Genomic DNA, 17,180 nt, shown 5'->3' with positions numbered 1-17,180 from the left:
GCACGATGGGGGAGCTCGTACCCGCCCCGGTCACGAAGGAGTGACGCCGATGCCCGACGACGTGCTGACGAAGGTGCGCGAACTGCTGCCGTCCATCGCGGAACGCGCGCACGTGGTCGACGACTCGCGCCGGGTGCCGGACCAGACCGTGCAGGACCTGGCCGCCGCGGGGGTGTTCCGGATGTTGCAGCCCGCCCGGTACGGCGGTCTCGAATGCGACCCCGTGCGCTTCTACGAGGTGGTGCGGGAGATCTCGGGGGCGTGCGGGTCGACCGGCTGGGTGACGTCGATCCTCGGGGTCCACTCCTGGCATCTGGGCCTGTTCGACCCGCAGGCCCAGGACGACGTGTGGGGGCAGGACGATTCGACGCTGCTGTCCTCGTCGTACGCGCCGGTCGGCGAACTCGTCCCGGTCGACGGCGGTTTCCGGCTGTCGGGCAGCTGGCGGTTCTCGTCCGGGTGCGAGCATGCGACCTGGGCGTTGCTCGGGGCGCTCGTCGTCGGTGCCGAGGGCCGGCCGGTGGACTTCATGACCGTCCTGGTGCCGCGCAGCGACTACCGGATCCAGGACGTGTGGGACGTCGTGGGCATGCGCGGAACCGCCAGCAACGAGATCACCGTCGACAACGCGTTCGTGCCGCATCACCGCACGGTGCGCAACTACGACCTGGCGCAGCTACGGGCCCCCGGACATGCGGTGAATCCGGGGCCGTTGTTCCGGTTGCCGTTCGCGGCGATCTTCACCACCGCGGTCGCCGCGCCGGTGATCGGAACGGTCGCCGGCTGCTACGAGCAGTATCTGGGCGCGATGCGGGACCGGGTGCGGTTGAGCCTGGGCGGGGGCCGGTTCGCCGAGGACCAGTTCGCGCAGGTCGCCGTCGCCCGGGCCGCCTCCGAGATCGACGCGGCGATCCTCCAGACGGACCGCAACATCCGGGAGTTGTACGAGCTGGCGGTGGCGGGGCAGCCGCTGCCGACGAGGCTGCGGCTGCGGCTGCGCCGCGACCAGGTGCGGGGCACCGAGCGTGCCGTCGAGGCGATCGATCTGCTGTTCAAGACCTCGGGTGGCAACTCGCTCGGCCGGGGGAACCCCGTCGAGCGGGCATGGCGTGATGCGCACGCGGGCAGCGTGCACGTCGCCAACGATCCCGAGCGTGCCCTCGCGATGTACGGGCGGGGCGCGTTCGGGTTGCCGGTGGAGGACAATCTGATCTGACCCGGGGCCTGCCGGAACGAGGGGTGACCGGGACCGCTGTATCCTGCCTCTCGTGCGTCGAGCACGGGCACGTCCCACTGAGTGGAAGATCTCCGGCGGCTCGGCGTGGAACGCGGGATGCTGGAGGGCGCGGCGTTGCCGCAGGGACGAGACGACGGAGGAGGACCCCGTGCCCAGAGTTGCCGAAGCGCGGGACGCCGCGGAGCCGACGTCCGCCGAGCAGCGCGCGCGGTTCGGGCGCATCCTCGACGCCGCCGCGAGCCTGGCGACCGAGAAGGAACTCGAGCGGGTGCAGATGCACGAGGTCGCGAAGATGGCCGGCGTCGCCATCGGCACCCTGTACCGGTACTTCCCGTCCAAGACACACCTGTTCGTGGCGGTCATGGTCGATCAGATCGATCAGATGAGCGACCGGATGGCCCAGCGCACCAATCCGGACGCCACTCCGCAGGAGGCCGTCTACGAGGCGCTCGTGCGGGCGACGCGGGCGCTGCGGCGACGGCCGTTGCTGGCGACGGCGATGATCCAGTCCACGAGTACCGCCAAGGCGACGTCCATTCCCGACGTCGCGAAGATCGACCACCGTTTCCGCGAGGTGCTCTACCGTGCGGCCGGGCTCGAGTACGTCACCGAACGGGACGCGACACTCGTGCGGGTCCTCGAGCAGGCGTGGTTCGGGATCATCCAGTCCAGTCTCAACGGCCGGATCTCGGTTCCCGATGCGGAGTCCGACCTGCGGGTGGCGTGTGAGCTGCTGCTCGCGGGGCTGTCGAACGCGAGTCCGGCGAACGCGAGTCCGGCGAACGCGAGCCCGGCGAACGCGAGCCCGGCGCTCTCTGTCTGACCCCCGCGGTCGCGCACTCGTGCGTCGAACCGTGGCGTACCCATAGAACTGAAATGAATTCTAATTCTGTCGGCCGGGCATAGACCGACATCCGGTCCTAGGCAGACCATTGCCTCGGCGTAAGAAATGGAATACATTCCAAAAATGAACGCGTTCCGGTTCTGTTCCCCGGCGCGTCCCATGAACACCTGCCCAGCACTCATGTTCCGAGGAGCCAGCTCATGACCGACGTAGTCATCGTCGACGCGGCCCGTACCCCCGTCGGCCGCCGCCGCGGCGCCCTGTCCGGTCTGCACCCGGCCACCCTGCTCGGCACCGCCCAGCGCGCCGTTCTCGAGCGCACCGGCCTCGCCGCCGACCAGGTGGGACAGATCGTCGGCGGCTGCGTCACCCAGGCCGGCGAGCAGTCCAACAACGTCACCCGGCAGGCCTGGCTGCACGCCGGACTGCCCTACACGACAGCTGCCACGTCGATCGACTGCGCGTGCGGCTCTTCCCAGCAGGCCGTCCACATCGTCGCCGGTCTCATCGCCTCCGGCCAGATCACCGCGGGCATCGGCTGCGGCGTCGAATCCATGAGCCGGGTGTTCCTCGGCCAGGCCCTCACCCCCGAGACCGGCAGCCCCTACCCGGACGACTGGACCATCGACATGGGCGACCAGTTCACCTCGGCCGAGCGCATCGCCGCCAAGCGCGGCATCAAGCGCGGCGACACCGACGCCTTCGGCCTCGAGTCGCAGCGCCGCGCCGCAGCCGCATGGGCCGAGGGCCGGTTCGACCGCGAGATCGTCCCCACCGAGGCGCCCGTCCTCGTCGACGGCGTGCCCACCGGCGAGACCACCGTCGTCACCCGCGACGGTGGCCTGCGCGAGACCACCGCCGAAGGCCTGGCCGCACTGAAGCCGGTCGTCGAGGGCGGCATCCACACGGCCGGTTCCGCGTCGCAGATCAGCGACGGCGCCGCCGCGGTCCTGCTCACCAGCGCCGAGCGGGCCCAGGAGCTGGGCCTGCGGCCCCGCGCCCGGATCGTCGCCTCGGGCATGGTCGGGTCCGACCCGTACTACCACCTCGACGGTCCGATCGACGCCACCCGCCACGTCCTCGGCAAGGCCGGCATGACGCTCGACGACGTCGACCTCGTCGAGATCAACGAGGCATTCGCCGCGGTCGTCCTGTCGTGGGCGCAGGTGCTCGACGCCGACATGTCCAAGGTCAACGTCAACGGCGGCGCCATCGCCCTCGGTCACGCCGTCGGGTCGACCGGTGCCCGGCTCCTCACCAGTGCCCTGCATGAGCTCGAGCGGTCCGACCGGTCCACGGCACTGGTCACCATGTGCGCGGGCGGCGCACTGTCCACCGCCACCGTCATCGAACGCATCTGACCGACACCATCGAATTCGCGAGGCCGACATGACCATTGGATTGACAGACGAGGACCGCGACCTGCGCGACGCGGTGCGCGGCTGGGCCACCCGCCACGTCACCGCCGACGTGGTGCGCCAGGCCGTCGAAGCCAAGACCGACACCCGTCCCGCGTTCTGGAACTCGCTCGCCGAACTCGGTGTGCTCGGTCTGCACCTGCCCGAAGAGGTCGGCGGCGCCGGCTGCGGTCTGGTCGAACTCGCGGTCGTCACCGAGGAACTCGGCCGGTCGATGGTGCCCGGCCCGTTCCTGCCGACCGTGCTGACCGCCGCGGTGCTGCGCGAGGCCGGCCGCACCGCCGAACTCGCCGGTCTCGCGGACGGTGCCACGCTCGCCGGCGTCGCCCTCGAGCCGGGCACGTTGCGGGTGGGGCGCGGCTCGGCCGGCACCACACTGTCCGGACGATCCGGATTCGTCCTCGGCGGCCACACCGCCGATCTGCTGCTCGTCGCGGCCGAGGACGCCGGCAACCGCGCCTGGGTGCTGCTGCGCCGCGACCGGATCGACGTCGAGGACCTGCCCAGTCACGATGTGGTCCGCGGCAATTCGCAGTTCGAGGTGGACCGGCTGGCGCTCGGCGCCGACGACGTGCTGCGGATCGATCCGCAGCGCGTCACCGATCTCGCCGCCGCTCTGTTCGCGGCCGAGGCCTCGGGCATCGCGGACTGGTGCGTGCGCACCGCCGCCGAGTACGCCGCCGTGCGCCGCCAGTTCGGCCGGCCGATCGGCCAGTTCCAGGGCGTCAAGCACCGCGCCGCACGCATGCTCGCACTCGCCGAGCAGGCCCGCGTGTGCGCGTGGGACGCCGCCCGCGCCCTGACCCCCGGCGGTGCCGAGGCGGACGAGGCGTCCCTCGCGGCCGCCGTCGCCGGCGCCACGGCCCCCGAGGCAGCGTTCGCCGTGGCCAAGGACTGCATCCAGATCCTCGGTGGCATCGGCTACACGTGGGAGCATGACGCGCACCTGTATCTGCGCCGCGCCCAGTCGCTGCGGATCCTGCTCGGCTCCACCGCCTCGTGGCGCCGGCGCGTCACCGACCTCACCCGCGGCGGCACCCGCCGCGTCCTCGGCATCGACCTGCCGCCGGAGGCGGAACGGATCCGCGCCGAGGTGCGCGGCGAACTCGAGCCCGCCGTCGCTCTCGACGGCACCGAACGCACCGCGTACCTCGCCGAGAAGGGCTACACCGCACCACATCTGCCCGCACCGTGGGGCAAGGGCGCCGACGCGGTCACCCAGCTGGTGATCGCCGAGGAGCTGCGCGGGGCCAGCCTGAGGCCGCACGACATGATCATCGGCAACTGGGTGGTGCCGACCCTGATCGCGCACGGCAGCCCGGAGCAGCTCGAGCGGTTCGTGCCGCCGTCGCTGCGCGGCGACATCGTCTGGTGCCAGCTGTTCTCCGAGCCCGGCGCGGGCTCGGATCTGGCGTCGCTGACCACGAAGGCCACCAAGGTCGACGGCGGGTGGATCCTGCAGGGGCAGAAGGTGTGGACCTCGATGGCCCGCGACGCCCACTGGGGCATCTGCCTGGCCCGCACCGACGCCTCCGCTCCCAAGCACAAGGGCCTGTCGTACTTCCTCGTCGACATGCGCGGCAGCGAGGGTCTCGACATCCGCCCGCTGCGCGAGATCACCGGCGAGGCGCTGTTCAACGAGATCTTCATCGACAACGTCTTCGTCCCGGACGAGTGCCTCGTCGGCGAGCCCGGCGACGGCTGGAAGCTCGCCCGCACCACCCTCGCCAACGAACGCGTCTCCCTCTCGCACGACTCGTCCCTCGGCTCCGGCGGCGAGGCCCTGCTCGAACTGGGCGCCGAACTGCCCGGCGGGCTCGACGACGAACAGGCCACCGTCCTCGGGAAGGTGTTGTGCGACGCGCAGACCGGCGGGCTGATGGCGCTGCGCACCACGCTGCGGTCGCTGGCCGGGGCGCAGCCCGGCGCCGAGTCCTCGGTCGCGAAGCTGCTCGGCGTCGAGCACATCCAGCAGGTGTGGGAGGTCGCGATGGACTGGGCCGGACCGCGTTCGCTGCTCGGCGCGCAGGACCGCCGGTCGGCGACGCAGATGTTCCTCAACTCCCAGTGCATGTCGATCGCCGGCGGCACCACCAACGTCCAGCTCAACATCATCGGGGAGCGCCTGCTCGGCCTGCCCCGCGACCCCGAGCCCGGAAAGTGAGCGCCGCGGTGACGTCGGCGCGGCACGGGCGTCGTGTGTTCGTCGTCGGCGTGGGGATGACGAAGTTCGAGAAGATCGAGACCAGCGGCCGGGAATACCCCGAGATGGTCCGCGAGGCCGTCGACGCCGCCCTCGGCGACGCCGGCATCGGCTACGGGCGGGTGCAGCGGGCCGCCGTCGGCTACGTGTTCCAGCCGTCCACCGCCGGTCAGCGCGCCCTGTACGAGGTGGGGCTGACCGGCATCCCGATCGTCAATGTCGACAACAACTGCGCCACCGGGTCCACGGCGCTGATGACGGCGCGGGACTGGGTGCAGGGCGGGCAGGCCGACGTCGCGCTGGCCGTCGGGTTCGAGAAGATGACCCGCACCTCCCTCACCGGCACCGGCGAACTGCCCAAGGTCACCACCCTCGACCACCACCTGAAGGTCATGACCGACCTGCACGAGTGGGGCACCGGGCCGATGACCGCGCAGTTGTTCGGCAATGCCGCGGTCGAGCACATGGAGCGCTACGGCACCACCGCCGAGCAGATCGCCGCCGTGGCGGTGAAGAACCACCGGCACTCGGTGCACAACCCCTACGCGCAGTTCCGCGACGAGTACACCCTCGAACAGGTCCTGGGCGACAAGATGATCCACGCGCCGCTCACCCGCTCGCAGTGCTCGCCCACCTCCGACGGCGCCGGCGCGGCGGTCCTGGTGAGCGAGGCGTTCGTGCGCGAGCACGGCCTCGAGGACCGGGCCGTCGAGATCGTGGCGCAGACGCTGACCACCGACACCGGCGAATCGTTCGACAGCCGCTCGATGATCGACGTCGTCGGCGCCCCGATGACCGGGGCGGCCGCCGCCCGGGTGTTCGCCGAGTCCGGGCTCACCGTCGACGACGTCGACGTGATCGAGTTGCACGACTGCTTCGCGATCAACGAGATCATCACCTACGAGGGGCTCGGCCTGTGCGGCCCGGGGGAGGGCGGCAAGCTCGTCGAGTCGGGGGCCACCACCTACGGCGGCCGGTGGGTGGTCAACCCGTCGGGCGGCCTGCTCTCCAAGGGCCATCCCCTCGGTGCCACCGGCCTGGCCCAGTGCGCCGAACTCACCTGGCAGCTGCGCGGCGAGGCCGGTGACCGCCAGGTCGACGGCGCCCGCGTGGGCCTGCAACACAATCTGGGGCTCGGCGGCGCGTGCGTGGTGACGCTGTACCGGGCCGGGACCCTCACCGGATCCGCGGACGAGAAGGAGAACTGACCGTGCCCATCGACCCGAAGATCGCGCTGTCCGCCGAACCGACTGTGCGCGAAGCGGTCTGGACCGACCGCGACGTCATGCTGTATCACCTCGGCCTCGGTGCCGGCGGCGACGGACTCGACCCGGCCGAGCTGCGCTGGGTGTACGAGAAGGACCTGCGGGTGCTGCCGACGTTCGCGATGGTGGCCGGTCAGGGCATCTCGGCCGGCGCCCTGAAGCCGGCCGGCATGAACCTGCCCGGCATCGACATCGACCTGCGACGCATCCTGCACGGCGGGCAGTCGCTGCAGCTGCACGCCCCCATCCCCGCCTCCGGGACGGCGCACATCTCGTCGCGCGTGGCCCACGTGTGGGACAAGGGCAAGGCCGCCGTCATCGTGCTCGAACAGTCCGCCGCCACCCCTGAGGGTGCACCGCTGTGGACCACCGGCATGCAGATCTGGGCCCGCGGCGAGGGCGGCTTCGGGGGCGAACCCGGCCCGGAGACGCCGCACGCGGTGCCCGAACGCGACGCCGACACCGTCCTCGTCTCGCCCACCGGCACCCGGCAGGCGCTGCTGTACCGGCTCAGCGGCGACATGAACCCGCTGCACGCCGAGCCCGCATTCGCACAGGCCGCCGGATTCGACCGGCCGATCCTGCACGGTCTGGCCTCCTACGGAATCGTGTGCAAGGCCGTCGTCGACGGTCTGCTCGACGGCGACCCGGCGCGGGTGCGGAGCTGGTCGGTGCGGTTCGCCGGCTCGCTGTTCCCGGGCGAGACCATCGAGACCGCCGTCTGGCGCGACGGTGACCGGCTGACGTTGCTGGCCACCTGCCCGGAGCGCGACGGCGCCCCCGTCCTCACGCACGCCGTCATGGAGGTGCGTCCGTGAAGGTCGGCACGCATCCCACCGCCGCCACCCACGCCCACGGCACGGTGCTGACCTCGGCGCCGCAGGACGCGCCGGTGGACCGGGCGACCGCCGCCGCGCGCCGCGTCGTCGACGCCATGCTGCGCACCGACCGCGGCAACGCCAACCTCGACCGGGTCGCCGAGGAGCTGAACAGCATCGCCGACCACCTCGAGGAGCACGCCCCGGAGGTCGCCGAACGACTGATCGACATGTGGAACGGCGAGGGCGTCACCCGGCACGACCCGGTCACCGGGCCCGAGAACGCCATCGCCCCACCGCTGGTCCTCGAAGGGCTCGAGGACGGCTCGGTGCGGGGCACGGTCACGCTGACGATGCCGTACCAGGGTCCGCCCGGGTGCGTCCACGGCGGGGTGTCCGCGCTCATCCTCGACCATGTGCTCGGCGTCGCCAACGCGTGGGGCGGCAAGTCCGGGATGACGGCGAAGCTCGAGACGAACTACCACCGGCCCACGCCGCTGTTCGAGCCGCTGGTGATCACCGGCCGGCTCGTCTCCGTCGACGGCCGCAAGATCCGCACCGTCGGCAGCATCACGACGGCCGACGGGCAGCTGTGCGTCTCGGTGGAGGGACTCTTCATCGACAAGACGGTTCCGCGCCCCCGATAGGAGAGTCCGCATGGGAGCACTCGACGGCCGCGTCGCGGTAGTCACCGGCGCCGGCATGGGCATCGGACGCGGCATCGCTGCGGCGTACGCGCGGGAGGGCGCGGACGTCCTCGTCGCCGAGATCGACGAGCAGGCCGGCGACGCCACCGCCCGGTGGCTGCGCGACGAGTGGGGTGCGCGTGCCCACTTCGTGCGCACCGATGTCACCGACAAGGACCAGGTCCACGCCGCGGTCGACGGCGCGGTCGAGCGGTTCGGCCGTCTCGACGTCCTCGTCAACAACGCCTGGCGCGGCTCCGGGTACGCCCGTTTCGAGAACATGACCGACGAGCAGCTGCGCGCCGGATTCGATACGGCCGTGATGGCGGCGTTCTGGGCGATGCAGCGCGCCCTCCCGGAACTCGAGCGCCACGGCACCGGCCGGGTGATCAACCTGTGCTCGCTCAACGGCGTCAACGCGCACATGTACTCCGTGCAGTACAACGCCGCCAAGGAGGCGTTGCGCACCCTCACCCGCACCGCGGCGCGGGAATGGGCGCCGAAGCAGATCTGCTGCAACGTGATCTGCCCGGGCGCGCAGAGCGAGGCGTTCCGCCGGGTGGCTGCAGCCGACCCCCAGATGGCGGCGGCGTCGGCGCAGGCCAACCCGATGGGCCGCATCGGTGACCCGCTCGACGACATCGGGCCCGTCGCGGTGTTCCTCGCGAGCGACGCCGCGCGTTACCTCACCGGCAACACCTTGTTCGTCGACGGCGGTGCGCACATCAACGGCGTCCAGTGGGCGCCGCGGGTGGACTGAGCATCCGGGTCCCGACCCCCCCGAGACCGGCCCGTGACCGTCGGCGACGAAGATGAGGGGGTCGTGTCGGTGACCAGCGGGAGGCGTGTGCAGCGATGAGGCCGGGCAGGTGCACCACGTGCGGCCGGACCGTGGGTCCGTTCGAGAGGCGGGTCGACGGCCGGTGCACCCGGTGTGTCGCCGCCCGTCTGCGCGCCTGGGCGGCGATGCCCGAGGCACCGGTGCGCCGCGAACCGCAGGGCCGCGGCCCGAAGCCGCGCCGGCTGTGGCGCTCCGCGGTGCAGTGGCCCCGCCGGTCCGAGCCGCAGCCCCGCCGCGAGCCCGAATACGCAGGATTCCGTCGGCCCGAACCGCCGTGGCCACCCGTCGCCCGGCCCGGGCAGCCGCCGCTGCCGGCGCAGCCGCCGCGCAACCCGTGGCCTGCGCGCGCGAAGTGGGCCGGGGCGGCGGTCGCGGCGCTCGTGCTGATCGCGCTGACGGCCACCGCGTCGCTGCGGGTGTGGACGCCGGCGTCGTCGCGGTTCATGCGCATCGACGACGGTCCGGTCACCTACCAGTACGTCTCGCTCGATCATGTCAGCCGCTATGTCGTCGCCTCGGTGATCGCGCACGAGGACGACCAGATGGGTCTTCGCGCGCAGGCATTCCACTGGGGCGACTATGCCGACCGTGCCGTCGCCCACCTGACGGGTGAGCCACAGCAGACGTATTCGACGATCCCGCAGCAACTCGCGAAGAACATGTTCTTCACCCCCGACCAGAGCGCGATCCGCAAAGCCGTCGAGACGGTGCCGTCGATCCTGCTGAGCACCACCCTGCCCGACGCCCGGATCATGGAGCTGTACCTGAACTACGCGCAGTTCGGTCCCGACCTGTACGGGGTGTGCGCGGCCAGCTGGTACTACTTCGACACCGCGCCGTGGGAGATGTACCAGTACCACGCGATGCAGCTCGCGGGCATGCTGCCCAATCCGGAGGACGTGGTGCGCCTGCCCGGCGGGGGCGTCGCCACGCCGCCGGACGCGCCGTACCCGAGCGCGGCGTTCCACATCAACGGCGCCGCCAACGTCGATCTGCCCGCCCGCTTCGCCGGCTGGGGCGGCTGGGAGAACATCGTCGCGTCGGTGGGGATCGAGGATTCGGCCGCCGACCACGCCGACGACCGCCCGAGTGCGGACTCGTGCTCGACGATGCCCGAGCCGGTGCGGCAGCGCCTGGCGGTCGAGGACCCCGGGTTCGTGTCCCGGTCGCGGTAGCCGCATCCGCGACCGGCGGTGCTTCTTGCGCGCGTGAGAACGCGCGCAAGAAGCACCGCCCCGCGCAACTAGATGCTGACCTCGCGGCGCACCGTCTTGCCCGTCGCGTTGCGGGGCAGCAGGTCGGACGTGATCCGCCAGCGTGTGGGCACCTTGAAGTACGACAGGCGCTCGGCCGCGTACTCGCGCAGCTCCTCCTCCGTCGCGCTCGCCCCGTCGGCGAGGACGACGACCGCCGCGACCTCCTGGCCGAGGTCGGGGTGCGGGACGCCGATCACGGCACACTCGCGCACGGCCGGATGCTCGTCGAGGGTCTGCTCGATCTCGGTGGGATAGACGTTCTCGCCGCCGCGCAGGATCAGGTCCGAGCGACGGCCCGTCAGGCGCAGCCGGCCGTTCTCGATGACGCCGTAGTCGCCGGTGCGCAGCCACCGGTCCGGGGTGATCGCCGCGGCCGTGGCCTCCTCGTCCTCCCAGTAGCCGAGCATGACGAACGGGCTGCGCACGCACACCTCGCCCTCGACCCCGTCCGGCAGCCATTCGCCGAACGGGTCGCGGATCTCGAGGCTCACCGTGATGATCGGCCGGCCCAGGGTGCCGGGGAACGCCTCGAGGTCCTGCGAGTTGGCGACCGCGATGGCGGTGCTGCACTCGGTGAGGCCGTAGCTGTCGACGAGGGCGTCGCGCGCGAACGGCACCTTCTCGCGCAGCCGGTCCTTGAATGCGATCGACGACGGTGCCGACGCCAGCGCGAACGCCGTCAGCGACGACAGATCGTACTTGTCGAGGCCCTCGTGCTCGAGCAGCCGCGACGCCATCGTCGGCACCGCGCCCCAGTTGGTGACGCGTTCGCGTTCGATCAGGCTCAGCACCTTGTCCACGTCGAACGAACCCTGGTGCATGATCACCGCGCTGCCCGTCGCCAGCCGCGGGATCACCAGGTTGTGCAGGCTCGCGATGTGGAACAGCGGCGAGGTGAGCAGGTACCGCAGGTCGCTGGGGACGTCGTCGCTGTAGGTCCGGCCGGTGAACGCCGCGAGCAGGGCGTCGCTGAACCGGTGGTAGTCGACGACCGCCAGCAGGTTGCGGTGCGAGTGCAGCGCGCCCTTGGGCCGGCCGCTGGTGCCGCTGGTGTAGAGGATGACGGACGGGTCGTCCTCGTCGATGTCGACGTGCGGCGGCTCGGCCCCGGCGTACTGCGCGATCAGGCGGGGCAGATCCTCCTCCATCGTCAGGACCGTGATCCCGGTGGTGTCGACGTCCGCGAGAGCCTCGGCGCGCTTGGCATCGACGACGAGGATCTTCGGCCGACTGTGCCCGAGGCCGTACTCGATCTCCCGCGGCACCCACCAGCCATTGAGCCCGACGGTGATCGCGCCGAGCGTCTGGCTCGCCCAGAACGTAATCACCCATTCCGGGGTGTTCGCGGCCAGGATCGCGACGCGATCGCCCTTCTCGACGCCGTAGTCGCTGCGCAGCGCCTGGGCGAGGGAGTACGCGGCGGCGGCGTGCTCGGCGAACGAGAGCCGGCGGTCGGCAGTGACGAGGTAGTCCCGGTCCCCCCAGCGCAGGGAGTCGGCGAGCAGCTCACCCACGGCCTTGCCACGGTTCTTCATCACCGGCATCGAGGCGCCGAGCACCTCTTCCTCGACGATCTCGAACCGGCCACCCGGGCCGGTCAGACGGGAGACGACCTCGTCGAGGTAGAGCCGGGGATCTGCGGACGCAGTCATGCGGGGACCTTTCCTTCGTGTCACGTGAACACCGTGCCACCTGCGGCGATAGACCTTGGAACCCCACCCCGGCCGCGGCCGCGTGTGAGGCGTACCACTGCAATTTCTCACGTCGGGCAGCCACTGCGGTAGTGGTTACCACTGAGCGAGACTTGCCGTGATCCACCCGACAGCCGGGGCTACGTTCGGCGCAGAATCGCTGCCGGAGGAGCAACCGCATGTCCACATTTCTCGATACCCCGACGACGAGGATCGATCCCTTCGCCCCCGCGAAGATCGGCCCGCTGACCCTGCGCAACCGGGTGATCAAGGCGGCCACGTTCGAGGGCCTGACCCCGAAGGGGCTCGTCACCGACGAGCTCATCGAGTTCCACCGCCGGCCCGCCGCCGGCGGCGTCGGCATGACGACGGTCGCCTACTGCGCCGTCGCACCCGACGGCCGGACCGCCCCCGGCCAGCTGCAGTGGACCGACGAGACCCGGCCCGGCATGCGCAAGCTCACCGACGCGATCCACAACGAGGGCGCCGCGGTCTCCGCGCAGATCGGCCACGCCGGTCCGGTCGCCGCCGCGAAGTACCTCGGCACCCCGGCCCTCGGGCCGAGCCGCGCCTTCCGCATGACGACCCAGAACTTCAGCAAGCCCGCCACCAAGGCGGACATCGCCCGCATCACCGAGGGACACGCCGAGGCCGCGCGCCGCGCCGTCGAGGCCGGCTTCGACGCCGTCGAGATCCACTTCGGGCACAACTACCTGATCAGCTCGTTCCTGAGCCCGAAGATCAACAAGCGCAAGGACGAGTACGGCGGGTCGCTGGAGAACCGCGCCCGCTTCGCGCGGGAGGCCGCCCGTGCCGTCCGTGACGCCGTCGGCGACAAGATCGCGATCCTCGCCAAGCTCAACATGGACGACGGTGTGCCCGGCGGCTTCTGGCTCGACGAGTCGATCCAGGTCGCCAAGTGGCTCGAGGCCGACGGCTCGCTCGACGCCCTCGAGCTGACCGCCGGCAGCTCGCTGCTCAATCCGATGTACCTGTTCAAGGGCGACGCGCCGCTGCGCGACTTCGCCGCCGTGATGCCGCAGCCGACGAAGCTGGGAATCCAGCTGGTGGGCAAGCACTTCCTGCGTGAGTACCCCTACCGCGACGGCTACCTGCTCGAAGACGCCAAGCAGTTCCGGTCGCAGCTGAAGATGCCGCTGGTGCTGCTCGGCGGCATCACCGGCCGGGCGATCATCGACGAGGCGATGGCCGAGGGCTTCCAGTTCGTCGCCGCCGCGCGGGCGCTGCTGCGCGAGCCGGACCTCGTCAACCGCATGCAGGAGGACGCGGCCGCCGCGTCGCTGTGCAACCACTGCAACAAGTGCATGACCGCGATCTACGGGGGCACCCACTGCGTGCTCCGGACGGCATGAAGGGAGCTGCGACGATGACGAGCACCGTGAACCCCGGTACCGCCGCGACGGAGACGGGGGTGCAGCGCGCCACCATCGCCGAGATGCTGCTCGACCGCGTCGGCGACGACCGGTTCGGCCTGCGGACCCGGGAACAGGACTGGACGTGGGACGCCGTGGTGCGCGAGAGCGCCGCGCGTGGCGCACTCGCGCGGTCGCTGCGCGTCGACGCCCCGTTCCACATCGGCATCCTCCTCGACAACGTCCCGGACTTCCTGTTCTGGCTCGGCGGGGCCGCCCTGGCGGGCGCGACGGTCGTCGGCATCAATCCCACACGCGGCGCGGCGGAACTCGAGGCCGAGATCCGCTACGTGGACTGCCAGCTCATCGTCACCGACACCGCCGGGATGGCGAAGCTGCGCGGACTCGCCCTGGGCCTCGACGAGGACCGTTTCCTGCTGATCGACGATCCCGGTTATGCGGCGCGGATCGATGCGCACCGAGCGGAGCCGGCCATCGCCGACGGCGTCGGTGAGGACAGCCTGTTCCTGCTGCTGTTCACCTCCGGCACCACCGGCCGGTCCAAGGCCGTCAAGTGCTCCCAGGGCCGGTTGTCGCGGCTCGCGTACGCCAACACCGCCAAGTACGGGCACCACCGCGACGACGTGGACTACTGCTGCATGCCGCTGTTCCACGGCAACGCGCTGATGGCGCTGTGGGCGCCGGCCCTGGCCAACGGTGCGACGGTGTGCCTGACCCGCAAGTTCTCCGCGTCCGGGTTCCTGCCCGACGTGAAGTTCTTCGGCGCGACGTTCTTCACCTACGTCGGCAAGGCCCTGGCCTACCTGATGGCCACCCCCGAACAGCCCGACGACGCCGACAACCGGCTCGAGCGGGGCTTCGGCACCGAGGCCTCGCCGGAGGACAAGGCCGAGTTCGTGCGCCGGTTCGGCGCGGTGCTGTACGAGGGGTACGGCTCGAGCGAGGGCGCCGGGTCGGTCCGGCTCGATCCGGCGGCGCCGGAGGGCGCGCTCGGCCGGCCCGCGCACGCCGGGATCGCGGTGGTGCATCCGGACACGTTCGCCGAGTGCGCCCGTGCGGTGCTCGACGAGCACGGCCGGGTGCTCAACCCGGACGAGGCGATCGGCGAGATGATCAACAAGGAGGGCGCCCGCGCCTTCGAGGGCTACTACAAGAACGACGTCGCCGACGCCGAGCGGATCCGCAACGGCTGGTACTGGACCGGCGACCTCGGCTACGTCGACGAGGCCGGTTTCATCTACTTCGCGGGCCGCAAGGGCGACTGGATCCGGGTCGACGGCGAGAACACCTCGGCGCTGATGATCGAGCGGGTCCTGCGCCGGCACCCGAAGGTCGTGACCACCGGTGTCTACGCGGTGCCGGACCCGCGTTCGGGCGATCAGGTGATGGCGGCGATCGAGGTCGCCTCGCTCGCCGACTTCGACCCGGTGGAGTTCGCCGAATTCCTCACCGGCCAAGCCGATCTCGGCTCGAAGGCGATTCCCCGGTTCGTGCGGGTGTCGACGAACCTGCCAGTGACCGGCTCGAACAAGGTCCTCAAGCGCGAGCTGCAGGCGCAGCGCTGGCACACCACCGAACCCGTCTACCGGTGGGTGGGACGCGGCGCGCCGGAGTACACCGCCATGAGCGAGGCCGACAAGTCTGCCTTGGACGAGGAATTCGCCGCACACGGCCGGCAGCGGCTGCTGAGCGTGTAGCCCGGTGTCCGGCACCCGCGTCGCCCTCGTCACGGGCGCCAGCCGCGGCATCGGACGCGAGACCGCCCTCGCGTTCGCCCGTGCGGGCTTCGACGTCGCCGTCACCGCCCGCACGGTGCGCGAGGGACAGGGCGCCGTACCGCCCCGGAGCCGCCGCGACGGCGACGAACCCATCGCCGTGCCCGGCAGCCTCGAGACCACCACCGCGGAGATCGAGGCTCTCGGGGTGCGGGCGTTGCCCGTCCCGATGGACCTGCTCGACGTCGGATCGGTGCGCGCCGCGGGCCGGCACGTCCTGGACGTGTGGGGCCGGATCGACGTGCTGGTCGCCAACGCCTACGCGCAGACCGCGGGAAACATGGACCGGCTGCTCGACATCGACCTCGCCGACGCCGCCGCCATGATCGACGGCAACTACCTGCACCAGGTGGCGTTGATCCAGACGGTGCTGCCGGCGATGCTCGACCGCGGCAGCGGTGTGGTGATCGATCTGGTGTCCGGGTCGGCGGCGGTCGACCCGCCCGCCCCGCCGGGGGAGGGCGGCTGGGGCCTGTCGTACGCGGCGTCGAAGGCCGCGTTCGCCCGGATCGCCGGGATGATCAACGCCGAGTACCGCGCCCGCGGGATCCGGGCGTTCAATCTGAGCCCCGGGTTCGTCGTCACCGAGGCGGGCCGGGCCCGGGGCGGCACGCGCGCCGTCGAGGACGCCGGATTCGAGGCCGTGTCGGCGACGGTGCCCGCCGCCGCCGCGGTGTGGCTGGCGACCGCGCCCGACGCGGACCGGCTGCTCGGCAAGGTGGTGTGGGCGCCGAAGCTGATCGAGGAGACGACCGCTCGGGGAGCGGCGACACGAGAGGACGGACGTACGTGAAGCTGGGTGTGGTGGTGCCGATCGAGCTGGGACACAGCGGGGACCCCGAGAGGATCCTCGAATTCGCTCGTGCCGCAGAAAAACTGGGGTTCGACGAGATCTCCGCCGTCGAGCACTCCGTGGTGATCTCGAACACCGGCAGCGCGTATCCGTACTCGTCGACCGGCAAGTCCCACCTGCCCGACGACTGCGACCTGCCCGACCCGCTCGAGCTGTTGTCGTTCGTCGCCGGTGCCACCACCGACCTCGGCCTCGCCACCGGGGTGCTGGTGCTGCCCAACCACCATCCGGTGGTGCTGGCCAAGCGACTGGCCACCCTCGACCGGCTCTCCCGCGGCCGCGTCCGGATCTGTCTGGGACTGGGCTGGATGCGGGAGGAGATCGAGGCGTGCGGCGGCGACTTCGACCGGCGCGGAAAGATCGTCGACGAGGCGATCGCGGTGATGCGCACCCTGTGGGCCGGCACCGACCCGGCGGGCGTGGACTTCGACGGCGAGTTCTACGCCTTCCGTGGCGCCCACAGCTGGCCGAAGCCGCACTGCGAGAGCGGGGTGCCGCTGTACATCGGCGGGCACAGCGCCGCCGCGGCCCGGCGGGCCGGACGCCTGGGCGACGGATTTCAGCCCCTCGGCCTGGCCGGGGAGGACCTCGATCGGGCGATCGGGCAGATGCGCCGCGCCGCCGAATCGGCCGGCCGCGATCCCGGCGCCGTGGAACTGGTGCTCGGGGCGACGCTGCCGCGGCTCGACGAGGCCCGCCTCGACCGGGCCCGCGCGTTGGGGGCGACGCGGATGGTGCTGTCGGCGTCGCCGAAGGCTGGGACGCTGGACCGGGTCGTCGACGAGATGGCCGCCTGCGCCGAACGCCTCGGCCGGGTGTGACCGGCCGGTTCCCGCTGTTCGAGACGGTTCGCCCGCGCGGCGGCCCCGCTGACTAGCGTCCGAGGTCACAACGACATT

The 17,180-nt window shown here is 71.4% G+C and carries 14 protein-coding genes; 13 read left to right on the top strand and 1 reads right to left on the bottom strand.

All coding sequences use genetic code 11. From position 1 onward, the window contains the following. The first annotated feature begins 49 nt into the window (after positions 1-49). From hsaA to ACM26Y_RS20875, 9 genes are all read left to right on the top strand, one after another. Positions 50-1,216, top strand: coding sequence for a 3-hydroxy-9,10-secoandrosta-1,3,5(10)-triene-9,17-dione monooxygenase oxygenase subunit (hsaA, locus tag ACM26Y_RS20915; RefSeq protein ID WP_003934711.1), 1,167 nt, complete (start codon positions 50-52; stop codon positions 1,214-1,216). A 169-nt stretch (positions 1,217-1,385) separates the two neighbouring features. Next, on the top strand, positions 1,386-2,060 hold the full coding sequence (locus tag ACM26Y_RS20910; RefSeq protein ID WP_003934710.1) for a TetR family transcriptional regulator: 675 nt from the start codon (positions 1,386-1,388) through the stop codon (positions 2,058-2,060). A 221-nt stretch (positions 2,061-2,281) separates the two neighbouring features. Continuing rightward, positions 2,282-3,442: a steroid 3-ketoacyl-CoA thiolase gene (locus tag ACM26Y_RS20905; RefSeq protein ID WP_416061829.1), complete on the top strand. Its 1,161-nt coding sequence runs from the start codon at positions 2,282-2,284 to the stop codon at positions 3,440-3,442. A 28-nt stretch (positions 3,443-3,470) separates the two neighbouring features. Next, positions 3,471-5,663: an acyl-CoA dehydrogenase gene (locus ACM26Y_RS20900; RefSeq protein ID WP_416061828.1), complete on the top strand. Its 2,193-nt coding sequence runs from the start codon at positions 3,471-3,473 to the stop codon at positions 5,661-5,663. Continuing rightward, positions 5,660-6,910, top strand: coding sequence for a lipid-transfer protein (locus tag ACM26Y_RS20895; protein ID WP_416061827.1), 1,251 nt, complete (start codon positions 5,660-5,662; stop codon positions 6,908-6,910). Before ACM26Y_RS20900 ends, ACM26Y_RS20895 begins: the two co-directional genes overlap by 4 nt. Before the next feature lie 2 nt (positions 6,911-6,912). Continuing rightward, on the top strand, positions 6,913-7,785 hold the full coding sequence (locus tag ACM26Y_RS20890; RefSeq protein WP_003934706.1) for a MaoC/PaaZ C-terminal domain-containing protein: 873 nt from the start codon (positions 6,913-6,915) through the stop codon (positions 7,783-7,785). Further along, the gene (locus tag ACM26Y_RS20885) at positions 7,782-8,432 is read left to right on the top strand and encodes a PaaI family thioesterase (RefSeq protein ID WP_003934705.1); all 651 of its coding nucleotides are present in this window, start codon (positions 7,782-7,784) and stop codon (positions 8,430-8,432) included. The genes ACM26Y_RS20890 and ACM26Y_RS20885 overlap by 4 nt, the downstream gene beginning before the upstream one ends. A gap of 10 nt (positions 8,433-8,442) precedes the next feature. Next, a complete protein-coding gene (locus ACM26Y_RS20880) occupies positions 8,443-9,231 on the top strand; it encodes an SDR family NAD(P)-dependent oxidoreductase (RefSeq protein ID WP_289380127.1) in 789 nt (262 codons plus the stop codon). Positions 9,232-9,437: 206 nt separating this feature from the next. After that, entirely contained in the window at positions 9,438-10,487 is a 1,050-nt protein-coding gene (locus tag ACM26Y_RS20875) for a biosynthetic peptidoglycan transglycosylase (RefSeq protein ID WP_416061826.1), read from the top strand. 68 nt (positions 10,488-10,555) lie between these two features. On the opposite strand, the gene ACM26Y_RS20870 is transcribed toward ACM26Y_RS20875, so the two are convergent. After that, positions 10,556-12,220, bottom strand: coding sequence for a class I adenylate-forming enzyme family protein (locus ACM26Y_RS20870; protein WP_416061825.1), 1,665 nt, complete (start codon positions 12,218-12,220; stop codon positions 10,556-10,558). A 218-nt stretch (positions 12,221-12,438) separates the two neighbouring features. On the opposite strand from ACM26Y_RS20870, the gene ACM26Y_RS20865 reads away from it, so the two are divergent. Genes ACM26Y_RS20865 through ACM26Y_RS20850 form a run of 4 tightly spaced genes read left to right on the top strand, consistent with a single transcriptional unit; the run spans position 12,439 to position 17,102 of the window. Beyond that, complete coding sequence (locus tag ACM26Y_RS20865; protein ID WP_416061824.1) at positions 12,439-13,632, top strand: NADH:flavin oxidoreductase; 1,194 nt, start codon at positions 12,439-12,441, stop codon at positions 13,630-13,632. A 14-nt stretch (positions 13,633-13,646) separates the two neighbouring features. Further along, positions 13,647-15,350: an AMP-binding protein gene (locus ACM26Y_RS20860; protein ID WP_416061823.1), complete on the top strand. Its 1,704-nt coding sequence runs from the start codon at positions 13,647-13,649 to the stop codon at positions 15,348-15,350. Between the two features lie 4 nt (positions 15,351-15,354). Beyond that, positions 15,355-16,221 (top strand): SDR family NAD(P)-dependent oxidoreductase, encoded by an 867-nt coding sequence (locus ACM26Y_RS20855; protein ID WP_416061822.1) that lies wholly within the window; start codon positions 15,355-15,357, stop codon positions 16,219-16,221. Further along, positions 16,218-17,102, top strand: coding sequence for an LLM class F420-dependent oxidoreductase (locus ACM26Y_RS20850; RefSeq protein ID WP_416061821.1), 885 nt, complete (start codon positions 16,218-16,220; stop codon positions 17,100-17,102). The genes ACM26Y_RS20855 and ACM26Y_RS20850 overlap by 4 nt, the downstream gene beginning before the upstream one ends. The last annotated feature ends 78 nt before the right edge of the window (positions 17,103-17,180 follow it).

This window comes from Rhodococcus indonesiensis, assembly GCF_047782815.1.
GTDB lineage: Bacteria > Actinomycetota > Actinomycetes > Mycobacteriales > Mycobacteriaceae > Rhodococcus > Rhodococcus indonesiensis.
Note: the sequence above shows the minus strand (reverse complement) of the source record. Positions and strands in the feature narration are given on the sequence as shown.

Bases quoted from the DNA above. Each gene is read 5' to 3' on its own strand.
- hsaA (WP_003934711.1), top strand. From the start codon at position 50: ATGCCCGACGACGTGCTGACGAAGGTGCGCGAACTGCTGCCGTCCATC.
- ACM26Y_RS20865 (WP_416061824.1), top strand. From the start codon at position 12,439: ATGTCCACATTTCTCGATACCCCGACGACGAGGATCGATCCCTTCGCC.
- ACM26Y_RS20880 (WP_289380127.1), top strand. From the start codon at position 8,443: ATGGGAGCACTCGACGGCCGCGTCGCGGTAGTCACCGGCGCCGGCATG.
- ACM26Y_RS20870 (WP_416061825.1), bottom strand. From the start codon at position 12,220: ATGACTGCGTCCGCAGATCCCCGGCTCTACCTCGACGAGGTCGTCTCC.
- ACM26Y_RS20875 (WP_416061826.1), top strand. From the start codon at position 9,438: ATGCCCGAGGCACCGGTGCGCCGCGAACCGCAGGGCCGCGGCCCGAAG.
- ACM26Y_RS20900 (WP_416061828.1), top strand. From the start codon at position 3,471: ATGACCATTGGATTGACAGACGAGGACCGCGACCTGCGCGACGCGGTG.
- ACM26Y_RS20860 (WP_416061823.1), top strand. From the start codon at position 13,647: ATGACGAGCACCGTGAACCCCGGTACCGCCGCGACGGAGACGGGGGTG.
- ACM26Y_RS20905 (WP_416061829.1), top strand. From the start codon at position 2,282: ATGACCGACGTAGTCATCGTCGACGCGGCCCGTACCCCCGTCGGCCGC.